The 21748-nt window shown below is 60.7% G+C and carries 23 protein-coding genes; 7 read left to right on the top strand and 16 right to left on the bottom strand.

The annotated features are described in order from the left end of the window. Window positions 1-178: 178 nt before the first annotated feature. The 6 genes from AC13DJ_RS04010 to AC13DJ_RS03985 all read right to left on the bottom strand — a co-directional run bounded on the left by AC13DJ_RS04010 (window position 179) and on the right by AC13DJ_RS03985 (window position 5633). Window positions 179-1381 (bottom strand): YbfB/YjiJ family MFS transporter, encoded by a 1203-nt coding sequence (locus AC13DJ_RS04010; protein WP_474539724.1) that lies wholly within the window; start codon window positions 1379-1381, stop codon window positions 179-181. A gap of 92 nt (window positions 1382-1473) precedes the next feature. Beyond that, window positions 1474-2139, bottom strand: a complete 666-nt coding sequence (locus AC13DJ_RS04005; protein ID WP_482933222.1) for an SCO family protein — start codon at window positions 2137-2139, stop codon at window positions 1474-1476. A 36-nt stretch (window positions 2140-2175) separates the two neighbouring features. Further along, the gene (cyoE, locus tag AC13DJ_RS04000) at window positions 2176-3096 is read right to left on the bottom strand and encodes a heme o synthase (protein ID WP_232901952.1); all 921 of its coding nucleotides are present in this window, start codon (window positions 3094-3096) and stop codon (window positions 2176-2178) included. Further along, complete coding sequence (locus tag AC13DJ_RS03995; protein ID WP_482933234.1) at window positions 3093-4166, bottom strand: COX15/CtaA family protein; 1074 nt, start codon at window positions 4164-4166, stop codon at window positions 3093-3095. The genes cyoE and AC13DJ_RS03995 overlap by 4 nt, the downstream gene beginning before the upstream one ends. Before the next feature lie 82 nt (window positions 4167-4248). Continuing rightward, the gene (locus tag AC13DJ_RS03990) at window positions 4249-4890 is read right to left on the bottom strand and encodes a hypothetical protein (RefSeq protein WP_022990458.1); all 642 of its coding nucleotides are present in this window, start codon (window positions 4888-4890) and stop codon (window positions 4249-4251) included. Continuing rightward, window positions 4890-5633 (bottom strand): SURF1 family protein, encoded by a 744-nt coding sequence (locus tag AC13DJ_RS03985; protein WP_482933221.1) that lies wholly within the window; start codon window positions 5631-5633, stop codon window positions 4890-4892. Before AC13DJ_RS03985 ends, AC13DJ_RS03990 begins: the two co-directional genes overlap by 1 nt. A 60-nt stretch (window positions 5634-5693) precedes the next feature. Here AC13DJ_RS03985 and AC13DJ_RS03980 point away from each other — a divergent pair, with 60 nt between their 5' ends. After that, window positions 5694-5897 (top strand): twin transmembrane helix small protein, encoded by a 204-nt coding sequence (locus AC13DJ_RS03980; protein WP_058342219.1) that lies wholly within the window; start codon window positions 5694-5696, stop codon window positions 5895-5897. 8 nt (window positions 5898-5905) lie between these two features. Here AC13DJ_RS03980 and AC13DJ_RS03975 read toward each other — a convergent pair whose 3' ends face one another. Genes AC13DJ_RS03975 through coxB form a run of 4 tightly spaced genes read right to left on the bottom strand, consistent with a single transcriptional unit; the run spans window position 5906 to window position 10188 of the window. Further along, window positions 5906-6793 carry a cytochrome c oxidase subunit 3 gene (locus tag AC13DJ_RS03975; RefSeq protein WP_232901955.1) on the bottom strand — a complete coding sequence of 296 codons (888 nt, stop codon included), beginning with the start codon at window positions 6791-6793 and terminating at the stop codon, window positions 5906-5908. Window positions 6794-6809: 16 nt separating this feature from the next. After that, window positions 6810-7409, bottom strand: a complete 600-nt coding sequence (locus AC13DJ_RS03970) for a cytochrome c oxidase assembly protein (RefSeq protein ID WP_022990454.1) — start codon at window positions 7407-7409, stop codon at window positions 6810-6812. A 13-nt stretch (window positions 7410-7422) separates the two neighbouring features. After that, window positions 7423-9006 carry a cytochrome c oxidase subunit I gene (gene ctaD / locus AC13DJ_RS03965; RefSeq protein WP_022990453.1) on the bottom strand — a complete coding sequence of 528 codons (1584 nt, stop codon included), beginning with the start codon at window positions 9004-9006 and terminating at the stop codon, window positions 7423-7425. A gap of 57 nt (window positions 9007-9063) precedes the next feature. After that, window positions 9064-10188, bottom strand: coding sequence for a cytochrome c oxidase subunit II (gene coxB, locus AC13DJ_RS03960; protein WP_288373412.1), 1125 nt, complete (start codon window positions 10186-10188; stop codon window positions 9064-9066). Between the two features lie 259 nt (window positions 10189-10447). Here coxB and AC13DJ_RS03955 point away from each other — a divergent pair, with 259 nt between their 5' ends. The 5 genes from AC13DJ_RS03955 (at window position 10448) to AC13DJ_RS03935 (ending at window position 14818) form a co-directional block, all read left to right on the top strand. Then, window positions 10448-11719 (top strand): MATE family efflux transporter, encoded by a 1272-nt coding sequence (locus AC13DJ_RS03955; RefSeq protein ID WP_473801524.1) that lies wholly within the window; start codon window positions 10448-10450, stop codon window positions 11717-11719. 190 nt (window positions 11720-11909) lie between these two features. After that, window positions 11910-12554, top strand: coding sequence for a hypothetical protein (locus AC13DJ_RS03950; protein WP_022990449.1), 645 nt, complete (start codon window positions 11910-11912; stop codon window positions 12552-12554). Between the two features lie 89 nt (window positions 12555-12643). Beyond that, window positions 12644-13030, top strand: a complete 387-nt coding sequence (locus AC13DJ_RS03945) for a DoxX family protein (RefSeq protein ID WP_199457707.1) — start codon at window positions 12644-12646, stop codon at window positions 13028-13030. Window positions 13031-13151: 121 nt separating this feature from the next. Continuing rightward, complete coding sequence (locus AC13DJ_RS03940; protein ID WP_482933220.1) at window positions 13152-13382, top strand: DUF1653 domain-containing protein; 231 nt, start codon at window positions 13152-13154, stop codon at window positions 13380-13382. A 113-nt stretch (window positions 13383-13495) separates the two neighbouring features. Then, window positions 13496-14818 (top strand): Na+/H+ antiporter family protein, encoded by a 1323-nt coding sequence (locus AC13DJ_RS03935; RefSeq protein WP_482933219.1) that lies wholly within the window; start codon window positions 13496-13498, stop codon window positions 14816-14818. Between the two features lie 112 nt (window positions 14819-14930). Here the strand turns inward: AC13DJ_RS03935 and AC13DJ_RS03930 are convergent, their stop codons facing one another. After that, complete coding sequence (locus tag AC13DJ_RS03930) at window positions 14931-15200, bottom strand: YheV family putative zinc ribbon protein (protein ID WP_022990444.1); 270 nt, start codon at window positions 15198-15200, stop codon at window positions 14931-14933. 56 nt (window positions 15201-15256) lie between these two features. Further along, window positions 15257-17302, bottom strand: a complete 2046-nt coding sequence (prlC, locus tag AC13DJ_RS03925) for an oligopeptidase A (protein ID WP_482933218.1) — start codon at window positions 17300-17302, stop codon at window positions 15257-15259. Between the two features lie 293 nt (window positions 17303-17595). Here prlC and AC13DJ_RS03920 point away from each other — a divergent pair, with 293 nt between their 5' ends. Beyond that, window positions 17596-18135, top strand: a complete 540-nt coding sequence (locus AC13DJ_RS03920) for a gamma carbonic anhydrase family protein (RefSeq protein WP_474540938.1) — start codon at window positions 17596-17598, stop codon at window positions 18133-18135. A gap of 7 nt (window positions 18136-18142) precedes the next feature. Here AC13DJ_RS03920 and aroE read toward each other — a convergent pair whose 3' ends face one another. From aroE to dprA, 4 genes are read right to left on the bottom strand one after another with little or no spacing between them, the layout of a single operon-like run. Further along, the gene (gene aroE, locus AC13DJ_RS03915; RefSeq protein WP_482933217.1) at window positions 18143-18970 is read right to left on the bottom strand and encodes a shikimate dehydrogenase; all 828 of its coding nucleotides are present in this window, start codon (window positions 18968-18970) and stop codon (window positions 18143-18145) included. After that, entirely contained in the window at window positions 18960-19889 is a 930-nt protein-coding gene (gene hemF / locus AC13DJ_RS03910; protein WP_482933216.1) for an oxygen-dependent coproporphyrinogen oxidase, read from the bottom strand. The genes aroE and hemF overlap by 11 nt, the downstream gene beginning before the upstream one ends. An 8-nt stretch (window positions 19890-19897) precedes the next feature. After that, window positions 19898-20470: an L-threonylcarbamoyladenylate synthase type 1 TsaC gene (gene tsaC, locus AC13DJ_RS03905; RefSeq protein ID WP_482933215.1), complete on the bottom strand. Its 573-nt coding sequence runs from the start codon at window positions 20468-20470 to the stop codon at window positions 19898-19900. A gap of 47 nt (window positions 20471-20517) precedes the next feature. Continuing rightward, entirely contained in the window at window positions 20518-21663 is a 1146-nt protein-coding gene (dprA, locus tag AC13DJ_RS03900; protein WP_482933214.1) for a DNA-processing protein DprA, read from the bottom strand. Window positions 21664-21748 lie beyond the last annotated feature (85 nt).

Below are 21748 nucleotides of genomic sequence, written 5' to 3'. Positions count from 1 at the left end.
GGTCTGTCTGGGGTTAAGCTGTTTAACCCAGCGGAACCGCCGTGGTCAGCTAGAGCGGGGTGGTGGGGTATTTTTTTCCGCCGGAAATGAATGTCTGAGCGCAGCGAGTTTCATTTCCAAGGCAAAAAATACCCCACCACCCCGATCAATCCCCCACAACCCACAGTCTGGGGCCACATCAAGACCGCGAATGCCACACCTCAGGCCGGGGCACAAAGAACGCGAACACGAGGCCAAACACCAGGGCCGCGACACCGATACCAAAAGCAGACACCAGGGTACCGCCGGAGTCGAGCCACTGCTTGGTGAGCCACGGCCCCACCATCTGGGTGAAGCCGTAGAGGGCCACCATGGCTGCGGACAAACGCGGGCCCTGGTGGGGATGGAGAGCGCGGCCGATGCGTTGGGTGAGGAGAACAGTGCCCAGGAAGGTGCCTCCGACCAGGACCGCGCACAGCACCAAACCGATGGCCCCGGGCCAGAGCACGGCAGCCAGGACACCGGCTAACTGTATTATGAAATTCAATCGCAGCGCCCGCAGATCGCCCATGATGGCACCGAGTTTGTTCCAGAGCCAGGGCGCGGGGATGGTGAACAGGGCGACCAGCATCCAGGTGCCATCCTGCAGGAAGTGGCCATCCGGCAATTCGATTTTCGCCAGCAGCGGCAGGAAGGTCATGGGCAGGATGTAGCCCAGGCCGGCACCAGCGTATGAGAGAAACAGCGGGATGCTGGCGCGGTCGATCAGGGGGGTGTTGGTGATAGCCTGGCCTGAATCATCGTGTTCCCGCACCGGCACATCCAGCTTGCGCAGCTGCATCACGCCCCACCAGGCCAGCGGTATGGACACCAGTGCCGCCGGCCACCAGCGCTGGGCACCTTCGAGGAAATCCGCCGTACCGGACACCAGGCCGCTGGACACCAGCAGGCCGGCACCGACGCCGATGTACACCAGTCCACTCATGGTGGCGCGGTTGCGCAGGACCAGCCATTCCAGGATCAGCGCCGGAGCCTGTACAAACACCACGCCGTTAGCCACGCCATTGAGCCAGCGGGTGGTGGAGATGACCGTGAGGTTGTCGGTCTGGGTCATGATCAGGGTGGTGAGTACATGCACGGCCAGGAACAGGGGCAGCATGAAACGAATCTGGTCGATGCGATGCCAGCGGATGGCCAGCATGGCGCCCATCAGGTAGCCAAGGTAGTTCCAGGTGGCTACCGCGGCGCCGTCCGGGGCGCTGAACTGGTTGTCGGCCACCAGGTAGGGCAGCAGCGGCGTGTAGATAAACCGGCCAAGGGTGTGCACCACTAGCAGCACCAGGCTGCCGGCCAGCAGTACCGTGAACAGCTGTTTCGGGGTGGCAGTTGGAGAAGACGTCATGAGCACGGCCCGGGTTCTGGTGGCTGGATATCAGAGCCGGGCAGTGTAAGGGAGGCGCCGGGTTTTGTCAGTGGGACCTTGGCCCAAGCCCCTCAGGCTCCCGAAGCCCGGGGGTCGTTTGCCTTCGCCCACTGGTAGATCCGCTCGTAGGCCTGTACCAGTTCTTCCGGCTTGTGGGGAGGCTGGATCAGCGCCTGCAGTTTTCCCTCCGGGTTCAGCAGGGCGAAGTGGCCGCTGTGGTCCACCAGCAGCTGACCACCAACCTCCCGGTGCACAAACACGGCGCTGACGCTTTTCGCCACTTCCCGAAGGATGTCCAGGTCGCCGGTCAGGCCATGGAAGTTTTCACCGAAGAAGCCGGTATAGGCTTTGAGCTTTTCCGGGGTGTCGTGTTCCGGGTCCGCCGTCACCAGCAGGTAATCCGGCCGGGGCAGTTCCGCCGGCAACAGGCTGTTGGTTCGGCGCAGGTTTGCCATGGCGGCGGGGCAGATGTCCGGGCAGTTGGTGTAGCCTACAAACACGAAGGTCCAGCGGCCTTTCAGGCTGTCCCGGGTCACGGTTTCACCCTGCTCGTTGGTCAGGGTGAACTCGGCAAGTTCACGGGGCTGGTCGTACACGTAGGTGTTGTACTGGCTCAGATCCGGTGCGGGCGCGGGTTCGCTGCTGCCGAGGAACACCTGCCGGCCGACGGTCAGGCCAAAGATCAGTACAACAAGCAGTAACAGTACAAACAGCGTAATGCGTAACGACCGCCCCATGGGGCCTCCAACTCAGGTTAGTGCAACCGCCTCTGTTCAGAAAAAGACGAAGTGATCCACCAGTAACACCACGAACAGCGCCATCAGGTAGGTGATGGAGTATTTGAAGGTGTTCAGGGCTACCCGGCGATCATCCCCTTTCAGCAGGCGGATGGCATATTGCAGGAACCTCAAGCCTAGCGCCAGGGCACCGATCAGGTAAATACCGCCAGACATGCCTGTGACAAAAGGTAGCAGGCTCACCGCCAGCAGCATCAGGGTGTACAGCAGGATGTGCAGCTCGGTGTACTTGTTGCCGTGGGTAACCGGCAGCATGGGAATACCGGCCTTGGCGTATTCTTCCTTGCGGTGGATGGCCAGGGCCCAGAAGTGGGGCGGGGTCCAGGCAAAGATGATCAGCACCAGCAGCAGCGCATGGCCTTCCACCTGCCCGGTAACCGCGGTCCAGCCCAGCAGCGGTGGCATGGCACCGGCCAGGCCGCCAATGGTGATGTTCTGGGGCGTGGCCCGTTTCAGGAACAGGGTGTATACGCCGGCATAGCCCACCAGCGAGGCCAGGGTCAGCCAGGCGGTCAGTTCGTTCACCTGCCAGATCAAGACAATCATGCCGGCGGCCGCCAGCATCACCGCAAACAGGATGGCATCGAAGGGAGCAATCCGGCCGGTGGCTACCGGGCGCTTGCGGGTGCGGGCCATAACGGTGTCGATCTTCTGGTCCACCACGTGGTTCACCACGGCCGCCGCCCCGGCCAGCAAGGCAATGCCCAGGTTACCGAACAGCAGGATGTCCCAGCCCGGCACCCCCGGCGCCGCCAGCAACATACCGATCACCGAGGTCAGGATCATCAGGGCCACCACCCGGGGCTTGGTCAGCTCCAGGTAGTCGCGCCAGGAAATCCGGCCCGATACTGACTTTGCACTATGCTGGGCCGGCAGCGCCTTTGCTTGCTCGCTCATGCCGTAACCTCCCGGTTTATGGTTGTTGTGTGGGATTCTGTTGATGCAGCCCTGGATGTATGCGGCTGCGGAAGCTGGTGATGCCGCCAGATCAGGTGGATAACGGACAACAGTAGGCCCGCCCCCATCGCGTTGTGGCCGACCGCAATGGCCAGGGGAATGTGCAGCCAGACGTTGGCCAGGCCAAGGCTGATCTGTACTACCAGTGCCCCGGCCACCAGCAAGACGCTGTTTTCCAGCCGGCTTTCACCCCGCTGCTGCCATAACCTGAGCAGCAGGAGACCCAGATACACCAGCACTATCAGCGCACCTAACCGGTGAGTGACGTGAATGGCCACCCGGCCGTCGGCTGTCAGCTGGCCGCCCAGATAATTCGGGCCTACATGCTGGGCAATGTCGAAGCCATGGCGAAAATCCATCCCTTCCGGCCACCACTGGCCCTGGCAGGTGGGCAGGTCGGTACAGGCCACCGCGGCGTAGTTGGCCGCCGTCCAGGCTCCCAGGGCAATCTGCAGCACCACCAGTAGCAGGCCGCCATAGAGCCACGGACGAAGCCGGGCAAGGGACAATGAAGCAGTAGCAACTGCCGGCGGCTCACCCCGGGCCCGTTTGCGCAGGCGCAGGGTCAGCAACAACAGCATGCTGAGGGTCGTGAAGCCTCCGAGCAGGTGCAGGGCCACCACCTGGGGCCAGAGCTTCAGGGTAACCGTCCACATACCGAAAGCGCCCTGCAGCACAATAAAACCGGCAATAAACAGGGGTAGCCGCAACGGCAACTGCTCCCTCCGGTGCCGGATGGCGGCAATTGCCAGCCCAAACACCACCAGCCCCAGGGTACCGGCGGCATAGCGATGGATCATCTCCGGCCAGCCCTTGGACACATCCACCGGAGTTTCCGGGAAACGGGCATTGGCAATGGCAATGCTGGTTTCACTCTGGGGTACGGTCAGAAAGCCATAGCAGCCAGGCCAGTCCGGGCAACCAAGCCCGGCGTCCACCAGCCGGGTCCAGGCGCCCAGCATGATTACCACCACCGCCAGGCCGCAGGCAAAAGCGGACCAGCGGGCCATGGGTTTGGCAACGGATGGCTTTTTCGCCTCAGGCAAAGACAGCTCGGGGTTCAATTCCGGTTTCACGGCCCTGACCTCCCGATCAGCCAATCTGGGACAGCTTCAACAGGTGTTTAAGGTCTTTGAGCATCTGTTTGCCGGTGTGCTCGGTTCCGTAATGCATCATTACGTTACCAAACGGATCGACCAGCAGAATCCGGGGCTCGTTGGCCGGGTTCACGCCTGCAGGCCAGGCCGGTGTTGCTCCGGGAGCAACCCGAAGCCGCTCCATCAGGCTGTATTCCTCGCTCCAGCGGGCTTCCAGTGCTGCCGGGGTGCTAGCAAGGTACGCCGCACGGCCAACCCTCGGGGCATTCTTGCCCAAGGCAATGTTCACCTGCCGGGCCAGGTACAGTAACTGTTCGCAATCCTTCTGGCAGCTGCCGGCGGTAACCAGCATCAGCCACTTGGCCTCCGGCTGGTCTACCCCAAACCGGTCGGCCAGGGCTACGCCACTTCCGGTTTCCAGGTTCAGTGCCTGTACCGGCACCACGGGCTGCAGCAACTGCCCTTGGTTGGAATGGCCGGCGGGGTTCAGCCAGCCGGTATAAAACATGATGGTGGCCAGCACCATGGGACCAAAGCCCACTGCAAACAGCAACAGTGCGGTACGCCGGCCACGGCGGGTCTGTTCGGGGGTGGGCTCAACACCGGGAGTCACGTTATCAGCCGTTGTCGTTGTCATTATCGGCTCCTGTCTTTCGATTCTTTCGAGGTCTGGCTGTTCTTTTTATAACTCGCTACTTTATAACTCGCCACTACAGTCAATATAGTCAGTGCTACGGCAAGCGCAAACCACTGGGCCGCATATCCGTAGTGGGTCTGCGGGCCCATCACATCCGGCACCCGGTCGGCCCGGTAGGCGCCGGGTTGCTGGCTGTCGGCCAGGGCAACAATCATGGCTGCAGGATCAACGCCCTCCCCGGCCACCAGTTCTGCCGGCAATGCCTGGACCCTTCTTGGCCAGGAACCGGATTCCGGCTCCGTAGCTGCCAGTACGGGTGGCTCCGGGTAATCCGCCAGCCGGCCATTCAAGGTGTACAGATCCTCCGGCGTGGTTACCAGCGGTAACTGCTCCCGCGTGCGCGGCGCCTGAATCCAGCCGCGGTTCACCACCACCGGCGGGCCTTCAAAGGGGTGGAACAGCGTCAATACTTCGTAGCCGGGCATGCCGTCCCGGGTACGGTTATCCAATAGCCAGGTCTGTTCACCATAAAAGCCAGTGAGCGACACCGGTTGCCCTGGTTTCAGCGCACCGGCGGACTGTTCTGCCCAGGCCTGGCTGGCCGACTCTGCCTGCCAGGTTTCCAGCAGCGCGGTTTTCTCCGCGGCGCGATTCAGTTGCCACACGCCAAGACTGATCAGCAGGGGCAGAAACAACCCGGAAAACACCAGTAATCGCCAGTCAAACTGCCAGTGGCGAGCCATCAAACAGGTCTACCCATGCTCTGCTATAGTGAGTGAAAGCTAAAAATAACTGGAATTCCCATGCTCAAGATTGCCATCGTTGTGTTGCTCGTTGCGGTTATGGCCAGCCTGTTCAGCGGTCTGTTTTTCCTGATCCATGACGGCGGCAAAACCCGGCGCGTGGTGAATTCCCTCGCAGTCCGGGTTGCCCTGAGCGTGCTCTTACTGGCGCTGATCCTGGTCGCTCTCTGGTCCGGGAACATGACCCTGAACCCCACGCCGTAACCGCTCCGTCAGATTACATACACAAAGACAAACAGCCCCAGCCACACCACATCCACAAAGTGCCAGTACCAGGCGGCCGCCTCGAACCCGAAGTGGTTGTCTTCCGTAAAGTGCCCCTTGATGATCCGCACCAGCATGATGAACAGCATCAGGGTACCCAGCATTACGTGGGCGCCGTGGAAACCGGTGAGCATAAAGAAGGTGCTGCCATAGATACCTGATTGCAGGGTCAGGTCCAGGTCGCCATAGGCGTGGGCGTATTCATAGCCCTGCACAAACATGAACACCACCGCCAGGGCAATGGTGGCGGCCAGCCACAGCTTTACCTTGGCCCGGTTACCGGCTTTCAGGGCGTGGTGGGCGATGGTGACGGTGAACGATGAGGTCACCAGCAAAATGGTATTGATCAGCGGCAGGCCCCAGGGCCCGATCACTTCTTTCGGGCCCTGATAAACCTGGGGGTCCGGGTTGTTGATCAGCGGCCAGCTGGCCTGAAACCCTTCCCAGAGCATGTTGGTGCTGCCCTTGTCGCCTTCACCACCCAGCCAGGGCACCACAAACACCCTTACGTAGAACAACGCCCCGAAAAAGGCGGCAAAGAACATGACTTCCGAGAAAATGAACCAGCTCATGCCCCAGCGGAACGAGCGGTCCATCTGATCGCTGTACAGGCCGGCCCGGCTTTCGCGGATCACGCTGCCAAACCAGCCAAACAGCATATAGGCCATGATCAGCGCGCCAATCCAGAACATGAACCAGGAACCGCCGGTGCTCTCGCCCTGATTGCCATTCACCATGATTGACGCTGCGCCATACAGGGTTACGCCCAGGCCCACGGTGGCAACGATGGGCCATTTGCTCTGTTCGGGAACGTAGTAGGTCTGGTGATCCGCCATAGCTGTCTCCGATGGCTTAGCCGTTATTGTTGGTTGTTGTTGCGCCTGCCCTGGCCGAACCGGACACCCTTGCTTCTGGGTCCTGGTCGTAGAGGGTGTAAGACAGGGTCAGCTTGGTAATGTGCTCCGGCAGCTCCGGGTCGACAATGAACACCAGGGGCATTTCCACACTTTCCCCGGCGTCCAGGGGCTGCTGGTTGAAGCAGAAACACTCGGTCTTGTGAAAATACAGGGTGCCTTCGGAGGGCGACAGGCTGGGTACCGCCTGCCCCACCATGGCATGGTCGGTGGGGTTGGCGGCGTAGAAGTTCACCGTGACCGCCTCACCCGGGTGCACCTTCACACTCCGCTGTACCGGCCGGAACTCCCAGCTCATGCCCGGGCCATTACTGGCCAGGAACTGCACGGTGACTGTGCGGTTCTCGTCCACCTGGTTCGACACCCCGGTTTCATAGCGCCCGCCGGTCTTGCCGTTAATGCCTGTGATTTCACAGAAGACGTCGTACAAAGGCACCAGGGCAAAGCCAAAGGCAAACATGCCCACCACGCCGGCCATGCACCAGGCGATCACCCGGCTGTTACTGCGCTTGCCTTGTTGTGGTTGCTGTTCGGCCATGGTGACCTCCCGGTTATTTCACTTCCGGCGGTGTAGAGAAAGTGTGATAGGGCGCCGGCGACGGCACCGTCCATTCCAGCCCTTCAGCTCCATCCCACGGCTTGGCCGCGGCCTTTTCGCCACCGCGCACGCACTTGACGACAATGAACAGGAACAGCAGCTGGGTAACACCGAACATGAAGGCCCCGATACTGGACACCATGTTGAAGTCCGAGAACTGCAGGGCGTAGTCCGGAATCCGCCGGGGCATGCCCGCCAGCCCCAGGAAGTGCATAGGGAAGAAAGCCAGGTTCATGCCGATAAACGACAGCCAGAAATGGGTCTTGGCCAGGGTTTCGTCGTACATGTGGCCGGTCCACTTGGGCAGCCAGAAGTAAGCCGAGGCGAAGATACCGAAGATGGCACCGGGTACCAGTACATAGTGGAAGTGCGCTACAACAAAGTAGGTGTCGTGGTACTGGAAGTCCGCCGGGGCAATGGCCAGCATCAGCCCGGAGAAGCCACCGATGGTAAAGAGGATGATAAAGGCCACGGCAAACAGCATGGGTGCTTCAAAGCTCAGGGAACCCCGGAACATGGTGGTTACCCAGTTGAACACCTTCACCCCGGTGGGCACGGCAATCAGCAGGGTGGCATACATAAAGAACAGCTGCCCCGCCAGCGGGATGCCCACGGTAAACATGTGGTGCGCCCATACCAGGAAGGAGAGCAGGGCAATGGCGCCCACGGCATACACCATGGAGGCATAGCCGAACAGCGGCTTGCGGGAGAAGGCCGGTACGATATGGGAAATAGCCCCGAACGCCGGCAGGATCATGATGTACACCTCCGGGTGCCCGAAGAACCAGAACACATGCTGGAACAGCACCGGGTCACCACCGCCGGAAGCATCGAAGAAACTGGTGCCGAAGTTGATGTCCATCAGCATCATGGTGACCGCACCGGCCAGCACCGGCATGACGGCAATCAGCAGGAAGGCGGTGATCAGCCAGGTCCAGACAAACAGGGGCATTTTCATCATCTTCATGCCTGGTGCCCGCATGTTCAGGATAGTGGCAATCACGTTGATGGCACCCATGATGGAAGACACGCCCATAATGTGGATGGCAAAGATGAAGAAAGTGGTACTCGGGGGCCCGTAAGTGGTTGATAGCGGGGCGTAGAAGGTCCAGCCAAAGTTAGGCGCGCCACCTTCCATAAACAGGGTCGACACCAGGATCAGGAAGGCACAGGGCAGCAGCCAGAAACTCCAGTTATTCATCCGTGGCAGCGCCATATCCGGCGCGCCGATCATCAGCGGCAGCATCCAGTTGGCCAGCCCCACAAAGGCCGGCATCACCGCGCCGAACACCATGATCAGGCCATGCATGGTGGTCATCTGGTTGAAGAACTCCGGCTGCACAATCTGCAGGCCGGGCTGGAACAGTTCGGCCCGGATCACCATCGCCATACTGCCGCCCAGCAGGAACATGGCGAAGCTGAAGATCAGGTACATAGACCCGATGTCTTTATGGTTGGTGGTCAGCAGCCAGCGGCTGATGCCTTTGGCCGGGCCGTGGTGATGTTCCTGGCTGTGGGTATCTGCAACCGCACTCATGAAAACCCCCGTTACCGCCGTTTTTTATGGCTGGTGATTGTTGTTATCTGGCGTCGATTACTCTTGGTTCTTGTAATCAAAAATCTCTTTCGGCGTGACCATCTCGCCGGTGTTGTTACCCCAGGCATTCCGCTCGTAGGTAATCACCGCGGCCAGGTCCACCTCACTCAGCTGGCTGCCAAAGGCCTGCATGGCGGTGCCGGGCACGCCGTTCACCACAATGTCCATGTGCGCATCCATATCTTCCAGGGCAATCTGGCTGCCTTTCAGGGCCGGGAAGGCCGGCGGCATACCGCTGCCATCGGGCTGGTGACAGGAAGCACAGGCACTGGCGTAGGCCTTCTCGCCCCGCTCCATCAGCTCATCCAGGGTCCAGTCTTTCTCGGTCAGCTGGCGCTCGGTTTCTGCGGCGGCCCGCTGTTCAGCTACCCAGGCGTTGTATTCCTCTTCGGGCACCGCCTCCACCACTACCGGCATAAAGCCGTGGTCCTTGCCGCACAGCTCGGTGCACTGGCCGCGATAGATGCCCGGCTCGTCCACGCGGGTCCAGGTTTCGTTGATAAAGCCGGGGATGGCGTCTTTCTTTACACCGAATTCCGGCACCCACCAGGAGTGGATCACGTCATTGGCGGTCAGCAGGAAGCGCACCTTCTTGCCCACCGGAATCACCAGCGGGTTGTCCACTTCCAGCAGGTAGTTCTCACCCTTGGCCTGGCGGTTCTCGATCTGCTCCCTAGGGGTGGACAGGCTGGAGAAATAACCGAAATCGTCGTTGATGTACTCATAGCGCCAGCGCCACTGGTAACCGGTAACCTTGATGTCCACCTCGGACTCGCTGGTGTCGTACATCTCCACCAGGGTTGCCGTGGCAGGCACGGCCATGGCCACCAGGATGGCCAGGGGAATAATGGTCCAGAGGATTTCCACCACGGTGTTTTCGTGGAAATTGGCGGGCTTGGCACCCTGGGATTTACGATGGGCAAAGATCGACCAGAACATGACCCCGAACACCACCACACCGATGGCCACGCAGATCCAGAGAATGGTCATGTGAAGGCTGAAAATCTGGTTGCTGGTACCGGTTACCCCCGGAGCCATATTCATGGTCCAGTCCGCCATGACTACAGCCGGTGACAACAGACCAGCGGCTAGGGCAACTGCCCGCTTGGCATGCACGCGCATACTGTGTCTCCACAGAGTGTTATTCTTGTCGGATTTTGCGTCATCCCTCTGCGGTCTGTTCCGAAGCTCGCAACAGCGGAACCACCGAGAGTGAAAGCCTGCTTACGGATACATCAAATGTCAGTGTAGACACAGATCAAAAAAAGGCTAAAAAATCATTAAATCTAAAATGGATAAGTAACCCGTTTTGATAAACAAAATTTATAAGGCCGTTGTTCGCCCTACCGATCGCCGCCTGTGGACACTGGCCTGGCCGCTGATGCTGACCAACCTCACCGTGCCCCTGCTGGGGCTGGTGGATACGGCCGCGCTTGGCCACCTGGACAGCCCGGAATACCTGGGCGCGGTGGCGGTGGGCGCCAACCTGTTCACCATCCTGTACTGGACCTTCGGCTTCATGCGCATGGGCACCACCGGCCTGGCCGCCCAGGCCTGGGGCCAGCGGGATGCCTTCGCCCAGGTGGCGCTGCTGCTGCGTTCGCTGTTGCTGGCCGTAGGCATCGGCCTGTTACTGATCCTGTTTCACCGGCCGCTGATTGCGGTGGGCCTGAAGTTGATGAACCCCAGCCCGGATGTTGCGGCACTGGCTGCGGAATACGCTGCTATCAGAATCTGGAGTGCGCCGGCGGTGCTGTGCCAGTACACCCTGGTGGGCTGGCTGATTGGCACCCAGTTCCCCCGGGGGCCCATGGTGATGCTGATCATCGCCAACGGCATCAACATCGTGCTGGACGTGTTCTTCGTGACTGTTCTCGGCTGGAACAGCCGGGGCGTGGCCATGGCCACCGTAATGGCCGAATACGGGGCCACCGCCATCGGTGTAATGATCGTGCTCAAACGCATGCCGGAGGGCCAGCAGCTGACCCGGGAGCTGTTCGGTAAGGTGTCGGATTACCTGCGCATCCTGCAGGTGAACCGCTACATCATGGTGCGTACCATCGCCCTGCTGCTGTGCCTGGCCTTCTTCACCGCCCAGGGCGCCCGGCAAGGGGATATCATCCTGGCCGCCAATGCCGTGCTGATCACCTTCCTGCTGGTGATTTCCAATGCCCTGGACGGCTTTGCCAACGCCGCCGAAGCACTGATCGGTGAAGCCATTGGCAAGGGCAGCAAACGGCAGTTCAGGGTGGTATTCAACAGCGCCCTGCGGTGGTCGTTCTGGGGCGCATTGCTGCTGACCATCGGCTTTGTACTCGGGGGCCGCTGGCTGATCAGCCTGTTGACCGGCATTGAAGACGTACAAACCACCGCCTGGCAATACCTGCCCTGGCTCTGGATGTTACCGTTCGCAGCAGTGTGGAGTTACCTGCTGGATGGCGTCTTCATCGGCGCCACCCGCACCCGGGAAATGCAGGACACCATGCTGTTCTCAGCGCTCGGCGTGTTTTTGCCGGTGTGGTGGCTGACGACCGGCTGGGGCAACCATGGCCTGTGGCTGGCACTGATCAGCCTGATGCTGGCCCGTGCCGGCAGTATGGGTTGGTTGTGCTGGCGCTACACCCGCCAGGATGTGTGGTTTCAGCCACGCTAGGCACCCGGGATTTCGGTTTTCCGCAGGGAATTTTGCCGCCTGCCGGCAGCGCCATAAAAAATATTGGCTACACTGTTTTTAAACGGCAGGCAGTTCAGCTGGCCAGCCCCGCTGAATGCCCATTGGTTGCTCCTGGAGAAGGGGAGGCGCCTTGCGACCTCATTTTGTACCTACATCGGCATCTCCTGACATGACACCACAGGCAGTCCTCGAGATTATTGACCAGGCACGTCGCCAGGAAGCCCGCTCGGGGAGCTTTCTCCGGCAGCTGAAAGACAAGGCGACCAGGCTGCCGTCATCGATCGTAATCGACGGCCAGCCTGCCACCTGCCTGTTCCAGTTTGCCGTGGAATACATCGAAATGGCGCCACGGCTGATCGAGTGCGTAGACACCTGCGCCATCGACGCCGGCACCAAGCCCCTGTTCCAGCCATTTATTGATGCCGCTATCCGCTATTTCACCCAGCCCTCGGTGCTGCTGGTCCGCTACGACGGCCTGGACGGCCTGCTGATCCGGGCTTACCTGTGCCACCGGCTGATGGAAGAGATGCACGATAACAACCGTTCTATCCGGGCCGGCGAGCTGATAGACCTGGAAGCCACCCGGGCCAACCTGCTGGCCCACGAACTGATCGGCGAGCCGTTCGCCAACGAGCTGGACGATGCCATCACCGTGACCGTATTGCAGATTGCCGGCACCCCGGATTACTACGACCTGGACCTTGACCCCTTCGTGGAGCAGTTCAACAACCGGGCCTGGGACTGGATGCGCAATTACTGGGAAAACCTGCTGGAGCGGAACCACATCCGGTTTTCCCTGGGCCCGGCCCTGTAAAACAACATCCTGACCAACAAGTCACTGAATTTCTGTGCAATAACCCTGTATCCTTCGGCCATCCATTCACTGTTCCGGAGGCTTGCCCTGTGCTTGAGAATACCGACCTTGGAAAACTGATTGTCCGGCTCACCCTCGGTGGCCTGCTGCTGTTTCACGGCATCGCCAAACTGCTTAACGGTATCGGTTTTATCGAGGCCCAGCTGGCCAGCCATAACCTGCCGGCTGTGCTGGCGTACGGTGTGTATATCGGGGAAGTGGTGGCACCACTGATGGTGATTCTGGGGTATCAGACCCGTATTGGCGCACTGATCATTGTCTTCAACATGCTGGTCGCCATTGTGCTGGTGCACAGCCACCAGCTGCTGTCGCTGGCCGGTAACGGCGGCTGGGCACTGGAACTGCAGGGATTTTTCCTGTTTACCGCGCTGGCCGTGGTGTTTATGGGGCCGGGCAAGTACAAGCTGAAGAACTGAGTCTCAGCCCCGGTCTACCGGGGCAACAGCCTCATCACGCAACACCTTGATCCGGTACGCCAGGGCCAGCGCTGCTGCGGCAGACTGCGTATAGAATTGACCTACCACCAGAGAGAATCCTATGCCTGACAAGAAACACACCCTTGAGCCCGGCCGCTACCGGCATTACAAAGGCCAGGATTACGAAGTGATCGGCGTGGCCCGGCACAGCGAAACCGAGGAACCCCTGGTGGTGTACCGCTGCCTGTACGGCGACTACAGCCTGTGGGTAAGGCCCCTGGCCATGTTCCGTGAAACCGTGGAAGTGGCCGGCGAACAGGTACCGCGCTTTGCCCGGGTGGATGCTGACTGACCGTTACACAACCACTTTGACTGATGCGGTCATTTCCTGACATTAGCGCACTTTTCGTGCCGCCGGTGCCCAAAAGGTGCCGGTAAACCCAATATTCCTACCCGGAGTCTGCCATGAATGCCGTTGTTGCCGCGGTACTGATCATGCTCGTACTGAGCCTGTGCCGCATCCACGTTGTCGTTGCCCTGATCATCGGTGCCATTTCCGGTGGCCTGGTGGCCGGAATGTCCCTTGAAGACACCATCAATGCCTTCAACTCCGGCCTCGGTGGCGGCGCAACCGTGGCGTTGTCCTACGCCACCCTGGGCGCCTTCGCGGTCGCCATCGGCAAATCCGGCCTGGCCCACGCCCTGGCCGACAAAGCCCTGGCCATGGTAGGCCGCCAGGATGAAGGCGGCGCGGCCACCGGCATCCGCTTCATGATCATCGGCCTGCTGCTGGCCGTCGCCATTTCGTCCCAGAACATCCTGCCCATCCACATCGCCTTTATTCCCCTGGTGGTGCCACCGTTGCTGTTTGTCATGGCCAAGCTGCACATGGACCGCCGGCTGGTGGCCTGTGTACTCACCTTCGGCCTGATTACCCCGTACATGTTCCTGCCGGTAGGCTTCGGTGGTATCTACCTGAATGAAATCCTGCTCGCCAACGTGGCCGACAACGGCGTAGACGCCAGCGAACTGAACGTCATGTCCGCCATGGCCCTGCCAGCCCTGGGTATGTTCATCGGCCTGCTGATCGCGGTGTTCTTCAGCTACCGGGGTGGCCGTGGCTATGACATGAAGCTCATCGAACGCACCGAGCGGGTGGATGTGAAATACAGCCCGAAAACCCTGTTCATGGCGCTGCTGGCCATTGTGGTGGCGTTTGTGGTTCAGCTCTGGCTGGGCTCGATGATTCTGGGCGCACTGGCCGGTTTTGTGTTGTTCAATGTGTCCGGCGTGGTGAAGTGGAAAGAGGCGGATGACCTGTTCACCGAGGGCATGAAGATGCTGGCGATGATCGGCTTCATCATGATCGCCGCCAACGGCTTTGCCGAAGTGATGCGGGAAACCGGCGAGATCAAGAGCCTGGTAGAGGGCTCTGTGGCCGCCATCGGTGAGAACAAGGCCCTGGCCGCACTGCTGATGCTGGTGGTCGGCCTGCTAATTACCATGGGTATCGGTTCGTCGTTCTCCACCATTCCCATCATCGCCGCCCTGTACGTGCCGCTGGCCCTGCAACTGGGTTTCAGCCCCCTGGCCATCGTTGCCCTGGTCGGTACCGCCGGTGCCCTGGGTGATGCGGGCTCACCAGCGTCTGATTCCACCCTCGGGCCAACTGCCGGCCTGAACGTGGACGGCCAGCACAACCACATATGGGATACCGTGGTGCCTACGTTCCTGCACTACAACCTGCCGTTGCTCGCCTTTGGGTGGCTGGCCGCGATGGTGCTCTGACCCTCTACTTTAGAGTTTGCCTTCCTGATCGTAGCCTGCCTGTTTGGGGGGCATATTCTTGATCGTAGTCTGCTGGTTTTGGGGGCTGCGATGGGGTGGGTCAGGGCCAGACCTACTCACCAGAGCCAGAGTCGGAATCGGAGCCAGATTTAAAGAACACCACCTGCTTGACGGTATGATCGTCGGTGTTGCCCTTTTTGTTTACCCGCGTTTCGATTTCCGGGGCCTCGGGCTGGGGCTGGTCGGACAACGCATCGGTGTAGCCGCAAGCCACGCATTCGCGAACCTGGTCGCCGGCGTCGGTGGTGAACATGGTAATTTTGTCCATCTCGGCGCAGCGGGGGCACACGGCGCCGGCGATGAAGCGTTTCGGACTTGCCATAACGTTACTCCAGAAGAACACCCGGTTGCCGAATACGACAACCGAGGTGGATTGTATCAGGCAGCTTCGTCCGTGATGCCGGTTTGTTTCAGCAGGGCATCCACCTGCGGTTCGCGGCCTCGGAAGGCTTTGAACAGTTCCATGGGCTCCTGCGAGCCGCCTTTTTCCAGGATGTTGTGCAGGAAGGCCTGGCCGGTTTCCGGGTCGAAGATGCCTTTCTCTTCGAACAGGGAGAACGCATCCGCCGCCAGCACTTCCGCCCACTTGTAGCTGTAGTAGCCCGCGGCGTAACCGCCGGCGAAGATGTGGGAGAAGCCGTTGGGGAAGCGGTTGAATTCCGGCGACTGCACCACTGCGATGTCTTCGCGCACCTTGCGGTGCATGTCCAGCGGGTTGGTGGGGGCTTCGTCGGTGAATTCCGCATGCAGGCGGAAGTCGAACAGCGAGAATTCGAGCTGGCGCACCATGCCCATGCCGGACTGGAAGTTCTTGGCCGCCAGCAATTTCTGCAGCAGGTCTTCCGGCAGCGGTTCGCCGGTTTCGTGGTGGCTGGCGATCAGGGCCAGGGATTCCGGATTCCAGCACCAGTTTTCCAGGAACTGGCTGGGCAGTTCCACTGCATCCCAGGCCACGCCGTTGATGCCGGACACGTCCATCACCTCCACCTGCGTGAGCATGTGGTGCAGGCCGTGGCCGAATTCGTGGAACAGGGTGGTGACTTCGTCGTGGGTCAGCAGCGACGGCTTGCCATCCACCGGCGGGGTGAAGTTACAGGTCAGGAACGCCACCGGCAATTGCAGCTTGCCGCGCATATCGCGCCAGCGCACCCGGCAGTCGGCCATCCAGGCTCCGCCACGTTTACCCTGACGTGCGAACAGGTCGAGGTAGAACCAGGCGATGGGCTGGCCGTTGCGGCTGATGCAGTAGGCCTTGGCGTCTTCATGCCAGGTTTCTACGTCTGTGTGCTCTTCAATCTGCACATCAAACAGCTTCTCCGCCACCCGGAACAGGCCCGGCACCACCTTATCCACAGGGAACCAAGGCCGCAGGGTTTCCGGGGAAATGTCGTACTGCTTCTGGCGCAGCTTCTCACTGTAGTAGCCGATGTCCCAGGCCTGCAAGTCGTCCACGCCGTGCTCGTCTTTCACAAACGCCTTCAGCTCGGCAATTTCCTTCTCCGCCTGCGGCTTGGACTTGGCCGCCAGCTGGTTCAGGAAATCCAGAACCTCGTCGGTAGTGCGGGCCATCTTGGTGGCCAGGGAACGCTCGGCGTAGTTATCAAAACCCAGCAACTGAGCCAGCGCGTGCCGACGCTTGAGAATCTCCGCCATCACCGGCGTATTGTCCCACGTGGCCGCATCCGGGCCCTGATCGGAGGCGCGGGTGACAAAGGCCTCGTACACCTCCCGGCGCAGTTCCCGGTTATTGCAGTAAGTCATCACCGGGTAGAAGCTCGGGAAATCCAGGGTAATCACATAACCATCCAGCTCCTTCTGCCGGGCGGCCTGCTTCGCGCCTTCAATAGCCGTCTCCGGCAGGCCGGATAACTGGTCTACATCGGTAATATGCTTGAACCAGTGCTGGGTAGCATCCAGCACGTTGTCACTGAACTTGTTGGACAACTCCGCCAGCTCCCGGGACAGATCCGCATAACGCTTCTTCTTGTCCTCCGGAAGATCCACACCACCCAGACGGAAATCCCGCAGGATGTTTTCAATGGACTTGCGCTGGGGCTCACTCAGTTCCTTGAAATCGTCCCGTGCAGCCAGCTTCTTGTAAGCCTCACACAGGGCACCGTTCTGGCTCACTTCCGTGCTGTACTCAGTCAGCTTCTCCAGGCAGCTCTTGTACACCTTGCGCAGGTCGTCGTTATTCATCACACCATTCAGGTGGGAAATCACCGACCAGGCGTTACTGAGCTTGTTCTCCAGCGCCTGCATGGGCTGGGCCAGGGTGTCCCAGGTGGGATCATCCTGCTGCGCCAGCTCCTGAATTTTCACGCGGTTTTCGCTGAGAATCTGGTCAATCGCCGTTTCCATGTGCTCGGTGCGGATGTGGCCAAATTTCGGTAACAAATCATCTGTCAAAAGCGGGTTATTCATAGGTCCCCTTCTCAGCTGTCCGGGTTTAGGTTACTTTCAGGCAACTCCAATGCTTGGGGGAGTCTTTGGGAGGAGGGCTTTCCAAAAATTTGCGGAGCCATGGATGGCGGAGCAGAAGCGCCACATGGGCTCAGCCGAGCGCTTATGAAGCGAAGCTTCATGCGACAGCTGAGCGACCGCAATCTGTGATTGCGGGCCGGACCCCGAAGGGGTGCCGCAGGAGCGGTTTTTGGAAAGCCCTCCTCCCAAAGACTCCTTCCCCTCAATTCGAGGCCAGTCAAAAGGTATATGTAATGGCGAATGTACGAACTCACAAGGGTACCACACCACAATTTGGCGAACGCACCTGGGTAGACGAGAGCGCAGTAGTCATAGGAGACGTCCAAATGGGCGAAGACTGCTCCGTCTGGCCCATGACCGTCATCCGCGGCGACATGCACAAAATCCGCATCGGCGACCGCTGCAGCATCCAGGACGGCTCCGTACTGCACATCACCCACGCCAGCGACTTCAACCCCGGCGGCTGGCCGCTGATACTCGGTGACGACGTTACCGTCGGCCACAAAGCCCTGCTGCACGGCTGCACCATCGGCAGCCGCGTACTGGTGGGTATGGGCTGCACCGTCATGGACGGCGCGGTAGTCGAAGACGAAGTGATTATCGGCGCCGGTACTCTGGTACCCCCGGGCAAGCGGCTGGAATCCGGCTACCTGTACGTGGGCTCCCCCTGCAAACAGGCCCGAGCCCTGAGCGACAAGGAAAAAACCTTCTTCAAATACACCGCGGCTAACTACGTGAAACTGAAAGACGAATACCTGAACGCCTCCGAATAACGCCTCATCAGTCGTTACGCAGCTCGTCGATCACGGGTGCGGTCTCCGGCCGCACCCCGCGCCAAACGTAAAACGATTCTGCTGCCTGCTCCACCAGCATGCCCAGCCCGTCAAACACCCGGGTAGCGCCGTTGTCCTGCGCCCACTGGTTGAAGGTGGTGGTCTGCAGGGAATACATCATGTCGTAAACAACCGTATTGCCCGCCAGAATCGACGCCGGCACCGGCGGCAGGTCACCCTGAAGGCTGGCGCTGGTGCCGTTGATCACCAGGTCAAACGCTCCGGTTGCCTGTTCGAAGCCGCAGGCAGAGAGTTCGGTATCACCAGCCTCACCGGCAAACAGGCGCACCAGCGCCTCGGCCTTGGCCACGGTGCGGTTAGCGATGGTCAGGCTGGCGGGCGCTTCCGCCAGAACCGGCCCAAGCACGCCCCGCACCGCACCGCCGGCACCCAATACCAGGATACGCAGGCTTTTGAGGGCCACGCCGTGGTTGCGGGTTAGATCCCGCACCAGGCCAACCCCGTCGGTGTTGTCGGCCACCAGGGCATCTTCGGCATCCAGGTATAACGTGTTGGCGGCACCAGCCTTTTCTGCCCGCGGAGTGCGATGGTCGGCCAAGGTCCAGGCCTGTTCCTTGAACGGTACGGTTACGTTCAGGCCTCTGCCGCCACGCTCGAAAAAGTGCCGTACCGTACCGGAAAAGTCCTCCAGCGGTGCCTGTATCGCGGTGTACTCCACCGGCTCGCCGGTCTGGCTGGCAAACAGGCTGTGAATACGGGGAGATTTGCTGTGGCTGATGGGGTTGCCCACCACCGCATAGAGTTCATTCGTCATCGCTTTGCTCCAGCCAGTTCCGTCCGGTCAGGAAATAATCCGTCAAACGCGCCTCTTCGCTGCCCGGCTCCGGCTTCCGGTCGTAGTCCCAGCGCACCAGCGGCGGCAGTGACATCAGGATAGACTCGGTGCGCCCGCCGGACTGCAACCCGAACAGGGTGCCCCGGTCGTACACCAGGTTGAACTCCACATAGCGACCACGGCGGTAAAGCTGGAATTCCCGCTCCCGCTCGCCCCAGGGGGTGTCCATCCGGCGCCTGACAATCGGCTCGTAGGCCTCAATGTAACTGTCGCCCACTGCCTGCATAAAGGCAAAGTCCTGCTCGAAATCTCCGGTGTTGTAGTCATCGAAGAACAGGCCGCCCACGCCCCGGGGCTCCTGGCGGTGCTTCAGGTAGAAGTAGTCGTCACACCATTGCCTGAACTTCGGGTACACCTCGTCGCCGAACGGCTGGCAGGCGTTACGGGCCGTCTGGTGCCAGTGCACGCAATCGTCATCAAAACCGTAGTAGGGAGTCAGATCGTAGCCGCCGCCAAACCAGTACACCGGCTCGCCGTCCTTCGGGGTGGCAATGAAAAAGCGCACATTGGCGTGGGAGGTAGGCACATAGGGGTTCTCCGGGTGTATCACCAGTGATACACCCATGGCCTGCCAGGGGGCACCGGCCAGGTGCGGGCGATGCGCCGTGGCAGAAGCCGGCATGGTATCGCCCATCACATGGGAGAAATTCACGCCGCCTTTTTCGATCACGCCGCCATCGGCCATCACCCGGCTGATACCACCGCCACCCTCCGGCCGGTCCCAGCTGTCACGAATGAAGGACGCACGGCCATCCACCGCTTCCAGCCTCTGGCAAATGCGTTCCTGGAGGCCCAGAAGGTATTCTTTTACGGCCCGGGTATCCGGCTGCTGTGACATGCTTGCTCCTAACGAAACTGTTTTCCGGTAACGATATCAATAATCCGGCTGGGTTTGCGGTTGCCGCCCAGGGCGCCGGGCACGATGCGGTCGAGCTGGTTGCCGAAATAGCGGCGTACCTGCCAGATGTTGCGGGCCGGCTGGCGGCCAGCCGGGTTGCAGGAAGTCGACACCAGCGGCATGCCGGTGGCCTCGCACAGGTCGCGAACCACCGGGTGGTCACTCACGCGCACGGCAATGGTGCTGTGCCGGCCGCGCACCCAGTCCGGGATCTGTTCCAGCACATCCGGCACCAGGCAGGTGATCGGCCCCGGCCAGTGCTGTTCGGCTTCCCATTGCAACACCCGGGGCAGGGGGTCCAGCAGAAAGCGTACCTGCTCCACCGAGGCGGCCACCAGGATCATGCCCTTTTCCATGGGCCGCTGCTTGAGCTCCAGAATGCGCTCAACGGCACTCAGGTTCCAGGGGTCGCAACCAAGGCCCCAGACTGCTTCGGTAGGATAGGCAATCACGCCCCCGGCCAGCACGGTGCGCCGGGCACAGTGGAGCTGCCAAGGGTTCAGGGGAGACTTCGCCGTCATAGGGAAACCGGTCAATCCACTCAGAAATTCAGGTGATGATGCACCACTCAGCCGGCCCTCAGGTAACCTCCGGGGGCCGAATGGGCCAACCCTTCCAGTTCCAGTAACAACAAGGACTGCATCAGCTGGTCCGCTGGCAGGCCGGTGAGCTGGCTCAGTGCATCGGTAGATTGCGGATCATACCCCAAAGCCTCGAATACCGCGATTTCCCGGCTATCCAAACCGGCCAGCGCCGGCCCGTTATCCACAGCCTCCCCGGCCTCCGGTTGCGCCTGCATGGACCACCAGGTACCCAGCTCCTCCAGGATGTCATCAGCGGTTTCCACCAACCTGGCCCCCTGCTTGATCAACTGGTGGCAGCCCCGGGCTACCGGGCTGTGCACCGAACCGGGAATGGCGAACACTTCCCGGCCCTGTTCCAGCGCGGTACGGGCCGTAATCAGCGAACCGCTCTTCAGGCTGGCCTCCACCACCAACACACCCCGGCTAAGGCCACTGATAATCCGGTTACGCTGAGGGAAGTAGGCGGCCCTGGCCTGGGTGCCGGGCGGGTATTCCGAGACAATCAGGCCGTTTTCGATAATCCGGTGTGCCAGCTGCCGGTGCTGGGCGGGATACAGCCGGTCGAGCCCGCAACCCACCACGGCCACGGTCGGATGGCCGGCATCCAGGGCACCTGCATGGGCGGCACCATCAATGCCCAAGGCCAGGCCGCTGGTCACCAGCAAACCCCGCCGGCCCAGCTCGGCGGCGAACTTCCGGGCATGGTCCAGGCCCGCCCGGGTAGCATTGCGACTGCCCACCACGCCAATCTGGTCCTGCAGCAACAAGCCGGTATCGCCCAGTGCGTATAGCAGCATTGGCGCATCGTGTATCTGGCGCAGGGCTTCCGGAAAGTGGTCGTGGTGCTGGCCGATCAGCCGGATACCGTGATGCCGGCATTGCGACCGGATTTGCATCAGTTTCGCCAACACCGGGTGGGAACAGTCTCCGGCTTGCCAGCCGTGGATGGCGGAAATGGTTTCAGCCGACAGCCCCAGCGCTTTCAGGGTGGCCGGGTTCATCGACAGGACGTCAGTCAGGCAGTCGGCATTGGCCAGTACCTGCTCGCGGGCACGGGTGGCAAAGCGGGGTAACAGGGAAAGCAGCAGCCACTGGTTGTCCAGCGACCGGTCAAGATTCGATACAGACATTTTTTTCATCCTTGAAAACAACAATGGCCGGACACTCCGGTCCGGCCATTTTATTTAGCTCAGCACACAGGCCTGGCCAGGCCCC

This window comes from Marinobacter sp. L-46 (genome assembly GCF_056859535.1).
The sequence above is the reverse complement of the archived record's forward strand: the minus strand, read 5'-3'. Positions and strand labels throughout refer to the sequence as shown.